The sequence below is a fragment of the Legionella genomosp. 1 genome, from assembly GCF_900640215.1.
Classification (GTDB): Bacteria; Pseudomonadota; Gammaproteobacteria; order Legionellales; family Legionellaceae; genus Legionella_C; species Legionella_C quinlivanii_A.
In genome coordinates, this window is the sequence record NZ_CAAAJH010000006.1 from 36996 (window position 1) to 54203 (window position 17208).

Below are 17208 nucleotides of genomic sequence, written 5' to 3' on the forward strand. Positions count from 1 at the left end.
GATTCCATCTCTGAGCGAGCTATAATGCCAATTGAGGAATGGATTCTCGCCTTCGCGAGAATGACTGAGTTCCTTCACTTAAGGCAGTGCCCCTAACCCAGCGCATGAAAGAAATTTCCCTAGCAAACATTAATTCGGGTAATAACAACAGACCTAAATTGATAATACTTGAAATTATTCAAGTGTGAAACGGGCTTTTGTATGAACCCTGCCATAGCTAAAGACTATCCGATTCCAAAGCTTTCAACTCAAGGCCCTCAATCTCCTGCAAGGATTTTCCGGCGATACCTTGTAAATCGCCATACATTCCCACAGTGGCATTCATCACCCTTTCGATTTGCTCGGCACGCTTTGCCCATTGTTTCATAATCGCTTTACGCTCTTTGTCCAGATCTGTCTGCATTGAGGAAAAGGCTTCAACAATGGCTTCGATCCGCTGCCGGAAGCGAGAACCGGTGAGGTATTGATAAACCATTTCCATTTTGCCTAACTGGCCTTCAGATGATTTTCTGGCAAGAGACAATTCAAGCAGAGTCTGGCGAAGCACTGTCGCTACGGGAAAAGCCGCTTTTGGATGAGTAACCCACACGCCGTCAATCAAATCGAAGGTTTCAACCCCATCCGGTAGTGCCTGACTGACCAGAACTGAAATTTCCGCTTTCGCGCTGCGCTGGTCCTCTCTCAATTTACTTAACCAGCCGTCACTCCAGTGTTTGGTGCGCTTGGATTCCCATAAAATACTCCCGCAGGGCTGCTGATTACCTCCAAACACCCTTTGCAGCACATCACCGCCAAACTCGCCTTTGGGCACCGGTTCAATTAGGTCAAAGGGAAATTTGGTTTGCAGCATGGACTCCAGATAAAGCTCCTGCACTTCGCCCTGCAGTTGCTGCGAACCCTGTTCCGCTTTTCGCTTCAGGTCTTCAATCTGTTTTTGCATGCTGGAAATGGTTTGTTCTTTTTCCCTGATTTTAAAAACCAGTCCTTCCTCTGCTTCAAGACGCGCCTTATTCTTAACCGACTCAAGACCCTCATTGATTCGTTTTTCAATGGTTAAGTCCATTTCACGTTTAGCATCTTCAAGCTCACGCTGTTTTTTAATCGCTTCCGCCTGCATCTTTTGTGCTTCAGCAAGTTTTTCATCACGTGTTTTAAGAATGGCCTGTAATTCAGCAATCTCTTTGAGCCTGTTTTCCAGGTCGGAACCGATTGCCAGCTTCGCTTTTTGCGATTCCTCGATAGCGATGCGGCTACGCTCTTTTTTTAGCTGAACTTCAAGCTCATCAGCAATTTTCTTTTGCATCTGTTGCTCAGCCTGTTTAAGCAAACTCTCTTTTTGGCGTACCGCTTCTTCTTTCTGAAAGATTGCCTGATCTTTTTCCAGTAATTGCTGCTGGAATTGCTTTTTTGTGGTTTCAATCAGAGGCGCTGCCAGTGATTCGGTTAACTTGATGTCTGTTTTACAGGAAGGACAGCGAATGGTGGGTTCAGTCATTTTACACCAATGAGGAAAAAAAGCCCATTTTAGTTACCTCGGACCAAAACATCTACTTCTGCATAAAAAAATATATTGCCTATTTTATGTACATTTAATTCTATAACTTATACTTATTAAATCATTATCAGATTTTAGAATGACCTATGAGCAAAGATTATGAAGATATTAACCCTGCCCCTCCGGTGGCCAGAGATCATCTTCCGCAAACAGCCACTGTATTAATAGCCAATCCTGAAGTGTACGAGTATGCAAAGTTTGAGCAGGTAACTAAAGCTGAGAATGTGAAAACGGTCTACAGGGGGCAACGGAATAATCAGGGAGAGCCAATTAATGGCATCTTTACTGCCGGTATGTCCTCCTGCGTAGCCCTCGCTTTTATTATACGGGATGATAAAGGAGAAATTACGCAAATCTCGATGATGCATGTGCCTGGCTCAATTGGCCCTTCTACCTTTGAGGGTATTGAAGGTATTGATATGACCGGGTCTGCTATTATGGATAATATGCTTAAGAAAGCACCAAAAGGCTCAAGTGTAGAAGTGGTTATTGGCTGGAGTAAAGATGTCTATGAGTCTGACTTTCAGGCTACAGGAAAAACCACACTAATTGATGAAAATCTTGCACAGACCATTGAAAAAGTGATTACCGATAGAGGTTATAAACTCGATAAAATCGAGCCCTATTGGGGGGCTAAAAATAACCTGGATGAAAGTGGTTTCAGTTTTGGTATTAATTTTCAGGGGGAGCGAGGGGAATTTAAAAACTGTCGGGGCTGTCGCACAGAGGAGAACGATGCTCGAGTTAAAAAAACCGATTCTCCTGCTACGCCATCAATGGCAGCCTTCATGCTGAACTGGGCTCGCACTCTGCGTGATAAACTATTCTTTAATGCAATCAAAAAAGATCTAGCTGAGTCAGCAAACAATCCAGATTATGATGAAGTAAAAAAAATCGGCTTTGACTACAGTAAAGCCGAGCTTCCCATGAACGATATGGTTAAATTAAAAGAAATGATGGTGCTGGCTCGTGAAAAAAACGATGCCAGGCTCTGGGCTACCATTAAAGACGCCCTGGTCGAGCAGATTCAAACAAGCTCCAATAAAGCGTCAGCGGTTGCTGAACGAAAAGAATTATTGTCCATGCATTTTAAGGGCAAAGATAGTAATGGAGAATATAAAGGCAGCGGGCTTTGCCGGATGTTTCAAGGCGGCGAAACCGCTCACTGGCGTCAGGTAAAGCAATTTGAAGACTCAGCGCAAGCGGTTATGCAAAAATCGACTGACATGAAAGCGCAGCTCAGACTTTCAAACCCTGCTCCTGAAACACAGCCCTTGCTAGAGTCGGACAAGGAAGAGGAGCAAGAAAAGAGAGCAAGCATGAGCGCCTAGAATCAATATGAGCTTAGATTCCGCCATTTTGTTTTTTAAATCGGAATAGTATACTAGGCGCTTTTCCTTCTTAAGCACCAGCATGACCGAACTATTCCATAGCGCTCTCACCTTTATTAACAGTACCAAGCTGCTCAGCTCCCTTTATGCCGCCGGCTTAATTGTGGTGGGCTACATTGTCGCACAACGAGTCAGCACCATGACTAATCACTCGATCAGCAAACGCTTTTCCCGGCATCATGCATTACTGATTAGCCGTATTGTGTTTTATATTATTCTCGGATTATTTGCCGTATCCAGCCTGCAGCATCTTGGATTTAAGCTGGGCGTATTGCTGGGGGCGGCAGGTATTTTTACGGTCGCTATCAGTTTTGCCTCGCAAACCGCTGCCTCCAATTTAATCAGCGGCATTTTTCTATTGTTTGAGCATCCTTTTAAAGTAGGCGATACTATTGAACTTAAAGGGATTAATGGGGTGGTAGAATCCATTGATTTGCTTTCGACCAAATTACGCACTTCTGATAATAAGCTCATCCGCATTCCTAATGAGGTATTAATTAAATCGGAGCTGGCCAATCTGAACTATTTCGACACACGCCGGATTGATTTAATTATTGGGGTAGCTTATCAAAGCAATATCAATGAAGTTAAAGACACATTACTTGATATTGCCAGCCACTGCGCTCAAGTGCTAAAAGATCCTGCACCCAATGTGAACATTAATAACTTTGCAGACTCTGCAATTGAGCTAAAATTCATGGTATGGGTTAAAACAGAAGATCACTCGGCAGTTAAAAATCAACTGCAGGAAATTATTAAAGAAAAGTTTGATCTCAAGGGGATTGAAATGCCCTTCCCGCAGGTCACCATTCACCGCGTTTAAATAACAGGATGACAACATGACGATTGCCTTACTTGCAACCGGGGATGAAATCATTAATGGGGATACCCTCAACAGCAATGCCCATTTTCTGGCCCATGCTCTAAGCTCGGAAGGACTAACAGTCGGCCGGCACATGTCTTGTAGTGATAGTCAGGAAGATATTCATGAATGCATTCAGTTTTTAGCAAAAGATCATTCCATTCTCATTATTATCGGCGGCCTGGGCCCTACCTCTGATGATCGGACACGCTTCGCCCTCGGTCAATTCATGGGAACAGCTCTGATAGAATTCCCGGAAGCTTTAGAGCATGTACGAAATCGTCTGCTCAAAAGCAAGCTTGCCTTAACTGAGGGCAACCGGCAGCAGGCCAAATTTCCTCCGCAAGCTCTGTTATTGCCGAATCCTAACGGTACCGCTTTAGGTTGTTTTTGCGAGTGGAAGGGTCAATTATTCTTTTTACTTCCCGGCCCGCCGCGAGAATGCCATCCCATGTTCAATGAGCACGTCCTTCCCAGATTACAATCGACAGAACATGAAAATACCCAATTATTAAAGTGGCGAGCGTTTGGTGTTGCGGAAGGGCAGATTGCCCAGCAACTGGATGATGCTTTGAAAAATATAGAGTGTGTGACCGGATATCGTCTGGAAACACCCTATGTCGAATGCAAAGTCCGTTGCAAACCTGAGCTCATCGCAGAGGTTAATACTATTGTAGAACCTATTCTAAGACCCCATTTAATAACCCGAAGTGATAAAAAAGCATCGGAAGAATTTATTCTGGCTCTTTCTAAAACAGAGATAAGGCTTGCCGTCATCGACAAAGCAACGGGCGGCCATCTGCAGACCCTCATACAAAAGCCCGAGAACCGGCAGCAACTCCGTTTTCATGACTATGGTGAGACTGATTTGCACGTTGAGATCGCAGGATTAAGCGAGTACTGGCAGCAAAGCCCGAATAGCGGCACAACCCAGCTGACAATACACTGGCGCCGGGGGGACGAGCAAGGCAGTGAAAGACACAGCCTGCCCTATCGAAGCGCCCTGGTAGTTCATTCAGCGACGGAATGGCTATGCTTCCGTCTGCTTCATCTCATCAATCAGCTGCATAAGTGAATAACAAAGCTGCTGGGTGCCCTCTCCGGTCATCGCAGAAATCTGGAAGACTTTGTCAGTCCAGTTTAAACCTTGAATCACTTTGTTAATGGCAGCCTCTCTTTCCTCTGGATCAGGAAGCATGTCGATTTTATTGAGCACCAGCCAGCGAGGCTTTTGCAATAAGGCAGGATCATACTCTCCCAGTTCATGAATAATTGTTTTTGCCGCTTCCACTGGATCACTTTCATCTACTGGCGCCATATCGATAACATGCAGCAAAATACAGGTGCGTGCCAAATGCCTTAAAAAACGATGACCGAGACCAGCCCCTTCAGCGGCACCTTCTATCAGACCGGGAATATCAGCCATCACAAAACTTTTATGCGATGAAACACTCACCACCGCCAAACTGGGATGCAAGGTCGTAAATGGATAATCGGCAACTTTGGGTCTTGCAGCAGAGACTGCACGAATAAGGGTGGATTTACCCGCATTGGGAAGCCCTAAAAGACCGACGTCTGCCAAAACCCTCAACTCCAGCCGCAGATGGCGGGATTCACCAGCTGTACCGGGTGTAGTCTGACGGGGGGCGCGATTAACGCTGCTTTTGTAACGGGTATTTCCCAAACCATGAAAACCGCCCTGAGCCACCAGCAACTGCTGACCGTGCTCACTCACATCGCCCAGTAATTCACGCGAATCCACATCATACACCAGTGTTCCTACAGGAACAGGAATGACTAAATCCTCCCCTCGCTTGCCCGTGCAGTTTCCACCCATTCCCGGTTGACCATTCTCCGCTTTAAAATGCCTTTGATAGCGAAAATCGACCAAAGTATTGAGGCTGTTATTGCCTTCCAGATATACGCAACCGCCATCGCCGCCATCGCCGCCATCTGGTCCGCCGCGGGGAACAAATTTCTCGCGCCTGAAGCTCAGACAACCATGACCGCCATTACCAGCATCTACTTTAATGAGGGCTTCATCAACAAATTTCATGTTTTCTTACCCAAAATGAAAAAAAAAGCCCCGGTAGCGGGGCTTAAAGCTATTATCCTGCATGAACAGATTATGCCTGCTCTTCTACTGCCTGGACATTAACAAATTTACGATTTTTGGCGCCTTTTACATTGAATTCAACGTAACCGGTAACCAAAGCATACAATGTATGATCGCGGCCACAACCCACACCAACGCCTGGGTGGAAACGTGTACCACGCTGACGCACAAGGATTTCTCCCGCATTCACAAATTGACCGCCAAAGCGTTTTACACCAAGATACTTGGGATTCGAGTCACGTCCGTTACGCGTACTACCACCCGCTTTCTTATGAGCCATTTCTCTCCCCTCTACTTGCTGATCGCAGTAATTTTAACCTGCGTATAATATTGTCGGTGCCCCATTTGTTTCATATGGTGCTTACGACGTCTGAATTTAATAATCTTAACCTTTTTGTGTCGGCCATGCTCAAGCACTTCAGCAGTTACAGAGGCATTGGATATTAAAGGAGAGCCACAGGTCACCTTATCGCCGTCTGTCAGCATTAGCACTTCGCTAAAGTTGATTTCTTTGCCAACGTCTGCGGTCAGCAATTCTAATTTTAAAACATCGCCTTCTTTGACACGGTACTGCTTACCGCCGCTCTTAATTACCGCATACATAGCTCTTCTCCCACTCGCCACATTTGGCTTACACAAGTTCAACAAAGTGGCATATTCTATGAAATTACTGCCCTGACTTCAAGTTGTATTTAAATTATTGTATACTTCCCTGCCCATCAATTTTAGCATTTTCCCTGGTCGCGGGCAAAATGCCGGGTAAATTTAACGATTTTTATTTATTTGGAGATTTTTTAATGCCTATTTTACTGGAAGCCGAATCAAGAACTGATATGGGAAAAGGTGCGAGCCGCCGCCTGCGTCGTCTTGAAAATAAAGTTCCTGCCATTCTTTACGGCGGCGACAAAAAACCACAAACAATCCATTTATTACATAATAAAGTGATCAAGGCACTTGAACAGGAAAGTATCTATTCAAGTATTTTTGATCTGAAAGTGGATGGCAAGGTTGAGCATGTCATTCTGAAAGATTTACAACGTCATCCTTACAAGCCTATTGTTCTGCATATGGATTTACAACGTGTTTCTGCTAAAGATGTACTGATTAAACACGTCCCTGTTCATTTCACAAACGAACAGCAATGCAAAGCAGTTAAAGCAGGCGGTATTGTTAACCACACGATGACGCAGGTTGAAGTTCGTTGCCAGGCAAAAGATTTACCTGAATTTATTGAAGTTGATTTATCCAGCATGGTAATGGACCAGGTAATTCATCTATCTGACCTTAAATTGCCTAAAGGCGTTCAACTTACTGTTGACCTGGCAGATGGCACTCACAATCATCCAGTAGTCAGCATTCATGCTCCCAGAGGCAGTGCAGGCGATGCGGAAGAAGGTGAATCCGCAGAAGCAGCAGAATAATTTTTTTGGAAGAGGCGCAAACCGCCTCTTCCCTGATTTGCTTATTTTATGACTATTAAATTAATAATTGGCCTTCGCAACCCGGGTTCAGCTTATGCGCCTACTCGGCATAATGCCGGCGCCTGGTTCGTGGAAGCTTTAGCACAACATTGTGATCTGGCTTTCAAAACTGAAAAGAAATTAAATGCTGAACTGGCAACTTTGGATGGCCGCTGCCGGCTTCTCCTTCCATTAACCTTTATGAATAACAGCGGTCTCCCAGCCCGGGAAGTTGCCCAGTTTTATCGCATAAAACCTGAAGAAATCCTGGTTGTCCATGATGAACTTGATTTGCCCGCAGGCCGAATCAAGCTGAAATCAGGTGGAGGACATGGCGGACATAATGGCTTACGCGATATTATCGCTCATCTTGGCAGCCAGGCGTTTCATCGCCTGCGAGTGGGAATTGATCACCCGGGCCACAAAGATTTGGTGCTTAATTATGTGCTGGGTAAACCATCGCAGAATGACAAACAATTAATTCTGGAAGCAATTGATCGGGCTATCCAGGCTGCACCGACCATTATTGACGGCAATATTGCTGCCGCAATGAATGTCATTAATGGATAATAACTCATCAATTGATGAGCTTAATTGATTTTGAAGTGAGGTTACTATGGGATTTAAATGCGGTATCGTCGGCTTACCCAATGTCGGTAAATCGACATTATTCAACGCGCTGACCAAGGCAGGAATTGAAGCAGCCAACTATCCTTTCTGTACCATAGAACCTAATGTGGGGATTGTAACTGTTCCAGATCCGCGCCTTGATGCGCTTAGTGCTATCGTTAAACCCCAGCAAACCCTGCCGACTACCATGCAGTTTGTTGATATCGCAGGATTAGTTAAAGGGGCTGCCAAAGGAGAAGGGCTTGGAAATCAATTCCTGGCAAATATTCGCGAGACAGACGCTATCGCCCATGTAGTCCGCTGTTTTGATAACTCCGATGTAATTCATGTTGACGGACGAGTAGATCCACTGTCTGACATTGAAATCATTAATACGGAACTGGCGCTTGCCGATATGGAAACCGTCGATAAAGCCATCCTGAAATCCGCAAAAAACAGCAGAAGCGGCAACAAGGAAGCGCTTTTTGAAAAGCAGACTCTTGAGAAAATTAAAACGCATCTCGATGAGGGAACCCCGGTGAGAACCCTGGCATTAACCAATGAAGAAGATCAAATTATCAAAAGGCTCTTCCTGCTAACAGCCAAGCCGGTGCTCTATATTGCCAACGTAAGCGATGAAGGTCAGGAAAATAATCCTTATCTTGATAAGGTCAAAGAGCTGGCCGCCAGCGAAAATGCCAAAGTGGTTGCTCTATGTGCATCAACCGAATCAGATCTGATTGATTTGGATGATGAAGAGCGTGTTGAATATATGAATGAACTCGGCATTTCCGAGCCTGGTTTGAACCGGGTAATTCGTGCAGGTTATGACCTGCTGGGCTTACAGACCTATTTCACTGCCGGCGTTAAAGAAGTTCGCGCCTGGACAGTGGCGAAGGGAGCCACAGCACCACAGGCAGCCGGCGTTATTCACACCGATTTTGAAAAAGGCTTCATTCGCGCTGAAGTGATTGCCTATGAAGATTTTATTCAGAATCGTGGCGAACAAGGTGCAAAGGAAGCGGGCAAACTGCGGTTGGAAGGGAAAGACTATATTGTTCGTGATGGCGATGTGATGCATTTCAGATTTAATGTCTGATACCCACGAATAAATTGCTATGTATTGAGCACAAAAAACCGTCTTTGCGAGCGTCAGCGAAGCAAACCAGATCCTAACTTTGTTCAAGATTCGATCTGGATTGCTTCACTTTGTTCGCAAAGACGACAGGTTAGTTGCTTGGAGCAATTCATCGGTATACTTCAATTAATGATTAATTACCTCACTAATTTCATAAATCCTTCGCTCTATACTATAAAGACCTTTAAAATCATCAGGTACTTCGCTTCGCATTGCTGCAGCATGATGCTCCAGATAAGACTGATAGGCCAGATAGTTTTTCACATAATAGTCGACCTTGATTTTTTTCCATGAAACCGGTTCTGTTTCGATGCAGGTCAATACTTCAGCTTTTAAAAAACCTTCAATATCAAGTAATTTACCGACATGCGTGTTGAGCCATGCCATATACTCATCGAATATATCCGGATGAATTTCCACGCTGATTTCATATTTTATCATGGCTAATTTTCCGCCTAGCTGCTTATCGCATTATAAGAACCTGCCAGATAATTATTATTGACCTGACGGGTCATTAAATAATAATTAATTAGTTCCGCAAGATTCTTCATTCCCAGTTTCCTCATGATATTCGCTCGATGAATCTCCACTGTGGACAGTGCAATATTGAGGGTATAGCCGATCTCTTTGTTCATTTTGCCATTAATTACATATTCCAGAACTTCCTTTTCCCGAGGCGTTAGTTTCATCATATCGTCTTTAAACCGGGTGACAGTATTACACAAGGGAATAGCAGCAAATGACTTCTGCACTGCAGCCAGTAGTTGCTGGTTGTTAAAAGGCTTGGGGATGAAATCGAACGCGCCAATTTTCATGGCTCTTACAGCCATTTCAATATCACCATGCGCAGTAATAAAAATAACAGGCAATAAATTTTTGTTCTGTGTCAAACTCTCCTGTAACTCCAATCCCCCCATGTTTGGAAGCCGCACATCCAGAATGATACAACCATTCTGAACCTCTCCACGTTGAAAAGCTTCCAGAAAAAGATAGGGATCATTGTAACAAACCACCTCAATTTGCACCGATTCAAACAAGGCCATAAGCGCTCTGCTGATGGAAAGATCATCTTCTACCAGATAGACGCAAAAATTAGATTTATGCATTGATTTGACTTCCTGAATCATCAATTATTGCGTATCTTAAAGAGATTAATATCGCTTGACAATTCATTTTTATCGCGGGCTCGCGTATAAAATATATTTCGTTTGGGCCATTATCAAGGTGATTTAATATTGAAAGTTATGTTCGTGGGTAACGCTGAAAACACTAATTCCACTCCTGATGCGCAACAAATGATGCGTTGCCTACATCAGTTGACTGTGCAATGCACAGGTAACAAAAGCCTCTACTCCCTTCTCCAGGAGCATCTGGAGCTTATCATCCAGCTGTTTAAAGTGTCTTATGCCCAATTGAGTCTGCAGAATGTGGATACTCATCAGGTGCTTATAGAAGTGGGGGAAAACCTGAGCGTTAATCCCGCCTCCATTTTGCGCCTAAGTCAAAAAGCTGAAAAAATTCATAATAGTTTCTATATTGACAATCCCATGCTCACCGAGGATATTGCAAGCCGCTTTATACTTATTCCTGTGTCAAGCCCAACAAAAAGCGCCCTGGGCAATCTTTTAATATATTGGACACATGCAGAGAGACCGGATGATATGAGTATCTCCTGTCTTGAGTTAATTGCTTATCATACAGGCCATTTATTACAGCAAAGGGAAATTGACAGTCTTTCCAGTCTTTATAAAACAGCGGCAACCGAGGAAGGTTATGCCAGAAAACTTTTTTTAGCCACTCTTTCCCATGATCTTCGCTCACCGCTTACTTCAATTTTGACCTGGGCTCAATTATTAAAAACTACCTCATCTCCTCCGGATAAATTACAAACCGGCCTGAATTTTATTGAGGAAAGTGCACTTCGACAAAATAAAATTATCGATAATCTTATTCACATTTCCGAAGTGCTTTTAAATAAAACACCAATGGAATTTGAGTTCACTGATGTTAATTCTATTCTTAACAAATCCCTGCAATCAGTTATTTCGCTGATACAAAACAGAAACCTGCAAGTTAAAAAATGCCTGACGCCGCACCCGCTCATAATTCGCGCGGACTCGTTTCGGATTAAACAGGTTTTTTGTAATTTGCTGGCCAATGCTGTTAAATTCAGTTTTGAAAGCGGAGAGTTGTTGATCAAAACAGAGCATTTGGTTTTAAATCAAAAGAGTTATGCCCAGATCGTGTTCGAGGATCATGGTGTGGGTATGAAAAAAGAACAATTAACAAGAATTCTTCGACTATTTAACGAAGACGATGGCATAAAGGCTAAAGAGGGAATGGGAATCGGCCTTGCATTTTCTGCCTATCTGGTCAAATTGCACAGCGGCTTTATGGAGGCGGAGAATAAGGGAGAGAGTAGAGGCGCTATTTTCAGGGTCATGATACCGCTGGTTTAATTATGAATAGTGGTTAACCATTAGTGTAAAGTTAAAAACCCGTATTTTTTGATTGATAATAACAGGTTATCGTTTCAGTTCTTCTTATAATTCAAGGCATTGAGGAAATAGAATGACTGAACGATTAACAGGCAAGGTAAAATGGTTTGATCCTAAAAAAGGATTTGGATTTATCCATGCTGATGGGCAAGACTATTTTGTGCATTTTCGTAATATTCAGGCGACAGGATTCAGAACATTGACTGAAGGAGCTGACGTGAGTTTTTCTCCTTGTAAGGAAGATAAGGGATTGAAAGCATGTGAAGTAGAAATTATTAACCAGGTCTGAATTTGAAATGCGATGAGAAATTAAACATTTGTTAGAGACAAGGAGAGCTCTAGTTAAAATGGAAATTTTGAAACTAAATGCTTTACAGGGACCAAATTACTGGTCAAATACACATACTCGTTTAATAGTCCTGGAACTGGATCTGTTAAAATACGGGGCGCGCCCAAGTAACTCATTTCAGGGATTTACTGACGCCTTGGAAAAGCTGCTCCCTTCTCTGGCAGAAAATCCCTCTTCAGATAATTGCGAGGGGGGATTTTTGCAAAGACTGCGAAGAGGTATCCCCTTAAGCAGCGTCATTGAACAAGTCGCTCTTGAATTACAATCTCTGTCGGGCATGAGCTGCAGTTTCGGCAGGACCCACTATGTTGCCAGCAAGGGGGTGTATCAGATTGTTTTTAGTTACGAATTAGAGGAAGCAGGCTTATACGCAGCGAAAACTGCGGTCTCTATCGTTGAGTGCCTGGCGCTCTGCAAGCCTTATCTTTGCCTGGAAAACGATCTGTCCTATCTGAAACAAATCCGAGTACTTGCCAGTCCAGCCCCAGGTATTCTGTCTATTTTAAAAGAAGCTGAGAAGAGAAATATACCTTATTATCGGCTTGATAACGAACCGTTCTATCGGCTTGGACAAGGATGTAATCAAAAGCTTCTTTGCACAACCCTGGGGTCTCAGAATAGCAGTATCGGTGTTGATAATACTTATGATGAAACAGCAGTGAAAAAAATTCTGGATTCTCAATGCATACCCGTAACTCAAAGTTCGAGTGTCAAAGGTCAGAGTTTTATTTTTCTAGTCATTAATTTCAAACTGGCTGCGGTGATCAAACAGAACCAGCCAATCGCCCAAATTAAAGAAGAAAAAGAAATTACCGCAACGGAGGTTACGTCTCAAACCCATCCTTCCTATGCATTTCTTGCGGAGCGTGTTGCAAGGCTAATGCACCTCAGCATATGCGAAGTGGTTATAGTGAGTGAAGATATTCGTTTACCACTTAATGAGACCAGCAAAGCAGTCTGTCAAGTGAATGCAACTCCCCGCCTTGGCCAGTATCCCCTTGTAAAACCTATTGCAGCATCTATTATTGATATGCTCTATCCACCTAATCAATCTTCACGCATTCCCATAGTTGCTTTCTCCGGCGTCAAAGGGCAGCCAGGACTGGCTCAATTAATTGCGTCAATGGCAGAAAAATACGATTTTTCAAGTGGATTTACCTCTATTAACGGAGCCTGTATCACTGGACAGCCAATTACCTTTGCCAACGACAAGCCATTTAACCAGGTGAGAACAGTATTAAGGGATCCGGCCGTAAACTTTGCGGTTTTTGAATGCGATGCCGAAAGTATCTATGATTTCGGACTGGCGTTTGACTACTGTGATGTTGGCATCGTAATGAATGTTGCAAAAGAAAACTCAGATTTTGAACGAGTCAAAGAAACCCTGGTACGCAGCGTCCACTCTAAAGGCTACTGTATTTTAAATGCAGATGATGATCAGGTTTATGCGATGCGAACAGTTCCTGATTGCCCCGTGGCTTTATTCAGTCTGAATGCCGATAATTTAAGAATTAGCGAACACTGCCAGCAAAATGGACTGGCAGCTTATTTTGAGGACCAGTTCCTAATCGTTCGTAAAGGCAATAAAATCAAATGCCGCATTTATCTGCCAGAAATAACTCGGGGCAGCATCGCGCAAAATATTCTGGCAACAGTGCTGGTATATGCTTGTTTTGAGTTTAATATGGACTCTATCAATAGAAAACTTGCCAGCATTCTGGAGAAAGAACAATCTGATGCGCCTCGCCTATACGACCTTGTTCCTGAATAAGCGAAGCGCAGTCGGCTCCGCGCTAGTGAGTTAAAGCAAGCAAGTCTGCCAGATCATTGGCGTGGTCCTCTTCTTCCTCCAGAATCACTTCCAGCATGCGCCGCGTGGTGGGATCTTCCTGTCCAAACCAGGCGATTAATTTGCGATAGACCATAATCGCAATTCGCTCAGCAACCAGATCATCCTCAATCATACCGCGCAAATCGGTACTGGAACCGAACTCTGTAGCAGAACGTGAAAGAATGTTGGCAGGATTGAAATCAGGGTCACCTCCCAACTGATTAATTCGCTCAGCAATCATAAGCATATGATGCTCTTCCTGCTGCGCATGTTCTTCAAATTCTGCAGCCACCTGGATGTAATCAATGCCCTTGGCAATAATCTGATGGTGGCGATAGCGCAATACACATAAGATCTCTGTCGCCAAAGCATCATTTAACAACTTGCAGGCCTGCGTTAAATCAAGCGGATAGTCACAGGTCACCGCACCGTCTTGTAGACTATTTCTTGCTTCGTTTCGTATTTCCTGCAGATTATAGGGAAAAGGAACCTGTTCTTTGTCTTTCATTATCTATCCTTGACTAGACGCTTTATAAAACATTATAGACAATATTTAATATTAACAACTAAATAAAATACAACCTGATGCTAAGGAAAACCACTAATAAATCCTGTAAATTCCACTATTTATAAATAAATACAAACAAGAGATGATAAATCATAGTCGTTTTTCCCTTAAATCGCGCTAACCATGACATACGCTACTGTACAATTAATGGAGTAAATTTTATGACGGATAAAATTAAAGGAAAGGTTAAATGGTTTAATGCTAAAAAAGGTTATGGATTTATTATGGCCAATAATGAGGATTATTTCGTGCATTTTCGAGAGATTCAGTGCACAGGCTTTCGCACTCTGATAGAGGGTTCAGAAGTAACGTTCGTTGCAGAGCACACCGTACGAGGTCCACAAGCTCTGAATGTAGAAGTTACAGGTTCTGAAACAAGGAATTGAAGGCTGGTTTACAGAGCGAGAATATCCTGTTTGTTTCATCTTCATAAATATTTGATCCTCTTTTGCTGCACCAGAAAATTTCCCGCCCAAGCGGGAAATTAAACTGGCTCCTTCGTCAGGAACTAATAAGAAGAACCATTTGAACTGCCACTTCCTGTTCCAGTACTACCTGTTCCAGGATTGGTTGTACCTGTACCTGTCCCTGTGCTGTCAGTTCCAGGATTGGTTGTGCCTGTGCCTGTTCCGGTGCTTTCAGTTCCAGGATTGGTTGTGCCTGTTCCGGTGCTATCGGTTCCAGGATTGGTTGTGCCTGTTCCGGTATTATTGGTTCCAGGATTTGTTGTAGTATTGTTGTCTGTACCCGTTCCCGTAGTTCCTGTCGTGGAGTCTGTTCCGTTAGTTCCTGTACCCGTGCTGCCTGTACCCGTTGTAGAGGAAGTGCCCGTATCAGGAGTGCTGGTTGCATTAGTGCCGGTTGATGTGGTGGAATTCGTGCTGCTGCCTGTGTTGGCATGCAGAGAAAATGCCATCACGGTGAATAGAAATGCTATCATCCTTTTCATATTTATCTCCTAATTATGAATTTTTATTTAAGATCGTTTGATTTATTGAATTGAACGGCGGATCTGGACTGAACTATCATTTGTCCTTAATTGTTCTTACCCTTTAAGTTTAGTACAAAATACCCGAGCAAACGCCAGTTTATAAAACTATTTCAGCCGGATAAATTATTTTATGATAGACTAAGTTCAATTTAATCCATACCAGGAGTAAGAATGGAAAGCATGTTCACCTGTCTTGTTCTCTTATTTATCCTGGTTATTTCGGGCGTGGTTTCCCGACTATTACCCTCATTACCCTCACCACTGGTCCAAATCGCGCTGGGAGCGCTTGCCAGCAGCCTGTCCCCCAACTTTTATATTGGTTTTAATCCTGAGTTGTTCATGCTGTTGTTCATACCTCCATTATTATTCAGCGACAGCTGGCATTTCCCTAAAAGAGAGTTCTTTTCCAATACCCGCCCGATTATTATGCTCTCTATCGGGCTCGTTTTTTTTACGGTCGCCGGCATGGGGTATCTGCTTCACTGGCTTGAACCCTCAATCCCATTAGCAGCCTGCTTCGCACTGGCCGCAGCTTTATCGCCGACTGACGCTGTATCTTTAAAATCAATGACCAGCAAAACCGGAATGCCCGAGCGTTTGCGGCATATTCTGCAAGGCGAGGCATTATTAAATGACGCCTCTGGTCTTGTGTCTTTTAAATTTTCAGTTACCGCGATGCTGACCGGGTTCTTTTCCTTCACTAATGCCACTATCAGTCTGCTTCTGGTGGGATTAGGAGGAATTATCATTGGGGTTCTGCTGACCTATTTATTCATTGCCGCACTTGGACAGTTAAGCCGTCGGAACGCCAGTGAAACCACCACCGAAAATCTGCTGCTTTTACTTTTGCCTTACGCAGCCTATCTTGCAGCCGAACATCTGGGATGCTCAGGCATTATTGCCGCAGTGGCTGCCGGTTTTACCCTCGATCAGGCCGGTTTTCTGGATAAAACAATGGCTATCATGCGTATTGAAGGCCGTTTTGTCTGGGGTATGCTCGAAACTACCTTAAATGGCATCATTTTCATTTTACTGGGTTTATATTTACCCAATTCCTTTCAAATCATTGCTTATACCGGCACCAGCGTATCGAATTGCTTCCTGATTATTGCATTGATAACCTGCTCTCTGATTGCGCTCAGGGCACTCTGGATTTATCTGACCTTGCCTTTTGAGGCAATGATAGCGAGACGAAAACAGGCAGAGTGGAAAATCCCCAATTTAAAAATTGTAACCGCCATAGCGTTTGGCGGAATTCGCGGAGCTATCGCTTTAGCAGCAATCCTTTCATTACCTACCTGGATGCCTGACGGCTCACCCTTCCCCATGAGGGATCTCTTAATCAGCGTAGTCGTGGGGGTCGTACTCTGTTCCCTGTTATTGAGTGCAATAGTACTCCCTCTCATTATTCCCAGCCTGCGCTCTTTAATTATCGAATCGCCGGATGATGAAGAGTTTCAGGCCCGAATCGCAGCCGCCCAGGCTGGTATACAGGCTATAGAACAGGAACTTGCTCAACTGGCCGAAAATTTAAATGAAGAAGAACTCAATCTCTGTACACAAGTGGGCAAAACACTTACTGCTTCCCTGAGTCAATTTGTTTCCTCCAGTGTCGGCGGAGAAACAGAGAAAATGGCAAGCCTGAAAGCACTTGATTTTGAAGAATCTTTACGCCTGGCAGCCCTGGAAGGCGCCCGCAAAGAGCTAAGACAGCTTCGCAAAAAGGGACGAATTAATAATTCCACGATGATTGGCATCATCCACTTACTGGATATTCGCCAGCTTTCGCTCGTGGATAATTACAGACAATCTCAATTAAAAAAGATTAAGAGCTAAATAC

Annotated in this window: 19 protein-coding genes; 11 read left to right on the plus strand and 8 right to left on the minus strand. The window is 43.8% G+C overall.

From position 1 onward, the window contains the following. Positions 1–217: 217 nt before the first annotated feature. Positions 218–1495 carry a DUF2130 domain-containing protein gene (locus E1O89_RS07590; protein ID WP_133139648.1) on the minus strand — a complete coding sequence of 426 codons (1278 nt, stop codon included), beginning with the start codon at positions 1493–1495 and terminating at the stop codon, positions 218–220. 146 nt (positions 1496–1641) lie between these two features. On the opposite strand from E1O89_RS07590, the gene E1O89_RS07595 reads away from it, so the two are divergent. The 3 genes from E1O89_RS07595 (at position 1642) to E1O89_RS07605 (ending at position 4883) form a co-directional block, all read left to right on the plus strand. Next, positions 1642–2886, plus strand: a complete 1245-nt coding sequence (locus E1O89_RS07595; RefSeq protein WP_133139649.1) for a hypothetical protein — start codon at positions 1642–1644, stop codon at positions 2884–2886. 82 nt (positions 2887–2968) lie between these two features. Beyond that, on the plus strand, positions 2969–3769 hold the full coding sequence (locus E1O89_RS07600; RefSeq protein WP_133139650.1) for a mechanosensitive ion channel family protein: 801 nt from the start codon (positions 2969–2971) through the stop codon (positions 3767–3769). Positions 3770–3785: 16 nt separating this feature from the next. Next, the gene (locus E1O89_RS07605) at positions 3786–4883 is read left to right on the plus strand and encodes a competence/damage-inducible protein A (protein ID WP_133139651.1); all 1098 of its coding nucleotides are present in this window, start codon (positions 3786–3788) and stop codon (positions 4881–4883) included. Here the strand turns inward: E1O89_RS07605 and cgtA are convergent. The 3 genes from cgtA to rplU all read right to left on the minus strand — a co-directional run bounded on the left by cgtA (position 4839) and on the right by rplU (position 6527). Next, complete coding sequence (gene cgtA / locus E1O89_RS07610; protein WP_133139652.1) at positions 4839–5864, minus strand: Obg family GTPase CgtA; 1026 nt, start codon at positions 5862–5864, stop codon at positions 4839–4841. The genes E1O89_RS07605 and cgtA overlap by 45 nt on opposite strands. A 70-nt stretch (positions 5865–5934) precedes the next feature. After that, a complete protein-coding gene (gene rpmA / locus E1O89_RS07615) occupies positions 5935–6204 on the minus strand; it encodes a 50S ribosomal protein L27 (RefSeq protein ID WP_112220710.1) in 270 nt (89 codons plus the stop codon). Positions 6205–6215: 11 nt separating this feature from the next. Further along, positions 6216–6527: a 50S ribosomal protein L21 gene (gene rplU / locus E1O89_RS07620; protein WP_058506374.1), complete on the minus strand. Its 312-nt coding sequence runs from the start codon at positions 6525–6527 to the stop codon at positions 6216–6218. A 194-nt stretch (positions 6528–6721) separates the two neighbouring features. Between rplU and E1O89_RS07625 the strand changes: the two genes are divergently transcribed. From E1O89_RS07625 to ychF, 3 genes are read left to right on the plus strand one after another with little or no spacing between them, the layout of a single operon-like run. Beyond that, the gene (locus E1O89_RS07625; RefSeq protein WP_058506373.1) at positions 6722–7345 is read left to right on the plus strand and encodes a 50S ribosomal protein L25/general stress protein Ctc; all 624 of its coding nucleotides are present in this window, start codon (positions 6722–6724) and stop codon (positions 7343–7345) included. 48 nt (positions 7346–7393) lie between these two features. Then, complete coding sequence (gene pth, locus E1O89_RS07630; RefSeq protein WP_133139654.1) at positions 7394–7954, plus strand: aminoacyl-tRNA hydrolase; 561 nt, start codon at positions 7394–7396, stop codon at positions 7952–7954. Between the two features lie 46 nt (positions 7955–8000). Beyond that, a complete protein-coding gene (ychF, locus tag E1O89_RS07635) occupies positions 8001–9092 on the plus strand; it encodes a redox-regulated ATPase YchF (RefSeq protein ID WP_133139655.1) in 1092 nt (363 codons plus the stop codon). Between the two features lie 165 nt (positions 9093–9257). Here ychF and E1O89_RS07640 read toward each other — a convergent pair whose 3' ends face one another. Next, a complete protein-coding gene (locus E1O89_RS07640) occupies positions 9258–9572 on the minus strand; it encodes a DUF4286 family protein (RefSeq protein ID WP_133139656.1) in 315 nt (104 codons plus the stop codon). A 14-nt stretch (positions 9573–9586) separates the two neighbouring features. After that, complete coding sequence (locus E1O89_RS07645) at positions 9587–10237, minus strand: response regulator transcription factor (RefSeq protein WP_165483100.1); 651 nt, start codon at positions 10235–10237, stop codon at positions 9587–9589. Positions 10238–10375: 138 nt separating this feature from the next. Here E1O89_RS07645 and E1O89_RS07650 point away from each other — a divergent pair, with 138 nt between their 5' ends. The 3 genes from E1O89_RS07650 to E1O89_RS07660 all read left to right on the plus strand — a co-directional run bounded on the left by E1O89_RS07650 (position 10376) and on the right by E1O89_RS07660 (position 13749). Beyond that, the gene (locus E1O89_RS07650) at positions 10376–11590 is read left to right on the plus strand and encodes a sensor histidine kinase (protein ID WP_262337461.1); all 1215 of its coding nucleotides are present in this window, start codon (positions 10376–10378) and stop codon (positions 11588–11590) included. Positions 11591–11702: 112 nt separating this feature from the next. Next, a complete protein-coding gene (locus tag E1O89_RS07655; protein WP_133139659.1) occupies positions 11703–11918 on the plus strand; it encodes a cold-shock protein in 216 nt (71 codons plus the stop codon). 58 nt (positions 11919–11976) lie between these two features. Beyond that, positions 11977–13749 (plus strand): cyanophycin synthetase family protein, encoded by a 1773-nt coding sequence (locus tag E1O89_RS07660; protein WP_133139660.1) that lies wholly within the window; start codon positions 11977–11979, stop codon positions 13747–13749. A gap of 22 nt (positions 13750–13771) precedes the next feature. On the opposite strand, the gene E1O89_RS07665 is transcribed toward E1O89_RS07660, so the two are convergent. Further along, positions 13772–14317 (minus strand): bacterioferritin, encoded by a 546-nt coding sequence (locus tag E1O89_RS07665; protein ID WP_133139661.1) that lies wholly within the window; start codon positions 14315–14317, stop codon positions 13772–13774. A 221-nt stretch (positions 14318–14538) separates the two neighbouring features. Here E1O89_RS07665 and E1O89_RS07670 point away from each other — a divergent pair, with 221 nt between their 5' ends. Next, a complete protein-coding gene (locus tag E1O89_RS07670) occupies positions 14539–14763 on the plus strand; it encodes a cold-shock protein (protein WP_112220719.1) in 225 nt (74 codons plus the stop codon). Between the two features lie 122 nt (positions 14764–14885). Here the strand turns inward: E1O89_RS07670 and E1O89_RS07675 are convergent, their stop codons facing one another. Beyond that, positions 14886–15326, minus strand: a complete 441-nt coding sequence (locus tag E1O89_RS07675) for a hypothetical protein (protein WP_133139662.1) — start codon at positions 15324–15326, stop codon at positions 14886–14888. Positions 15327–15539: 213 nt separating this feature from the next. Here E1O89_RS07675 and E1O89_RS07680 point away from each other — a divergent pair, with 213 nt between their 5' ends. Further along, a complete protein-coding gene (locus tag E1O89_RS07680) occupies positions 15540–17204 on the plus strand; it encodes a Na+/H+ antiporter (protein ID WP_133139663.1) in 1665 nt (554 codons plus the stop codon). The last annotated feature ends 4 nt before the right edge of the window (positions 17205–17208 follow it).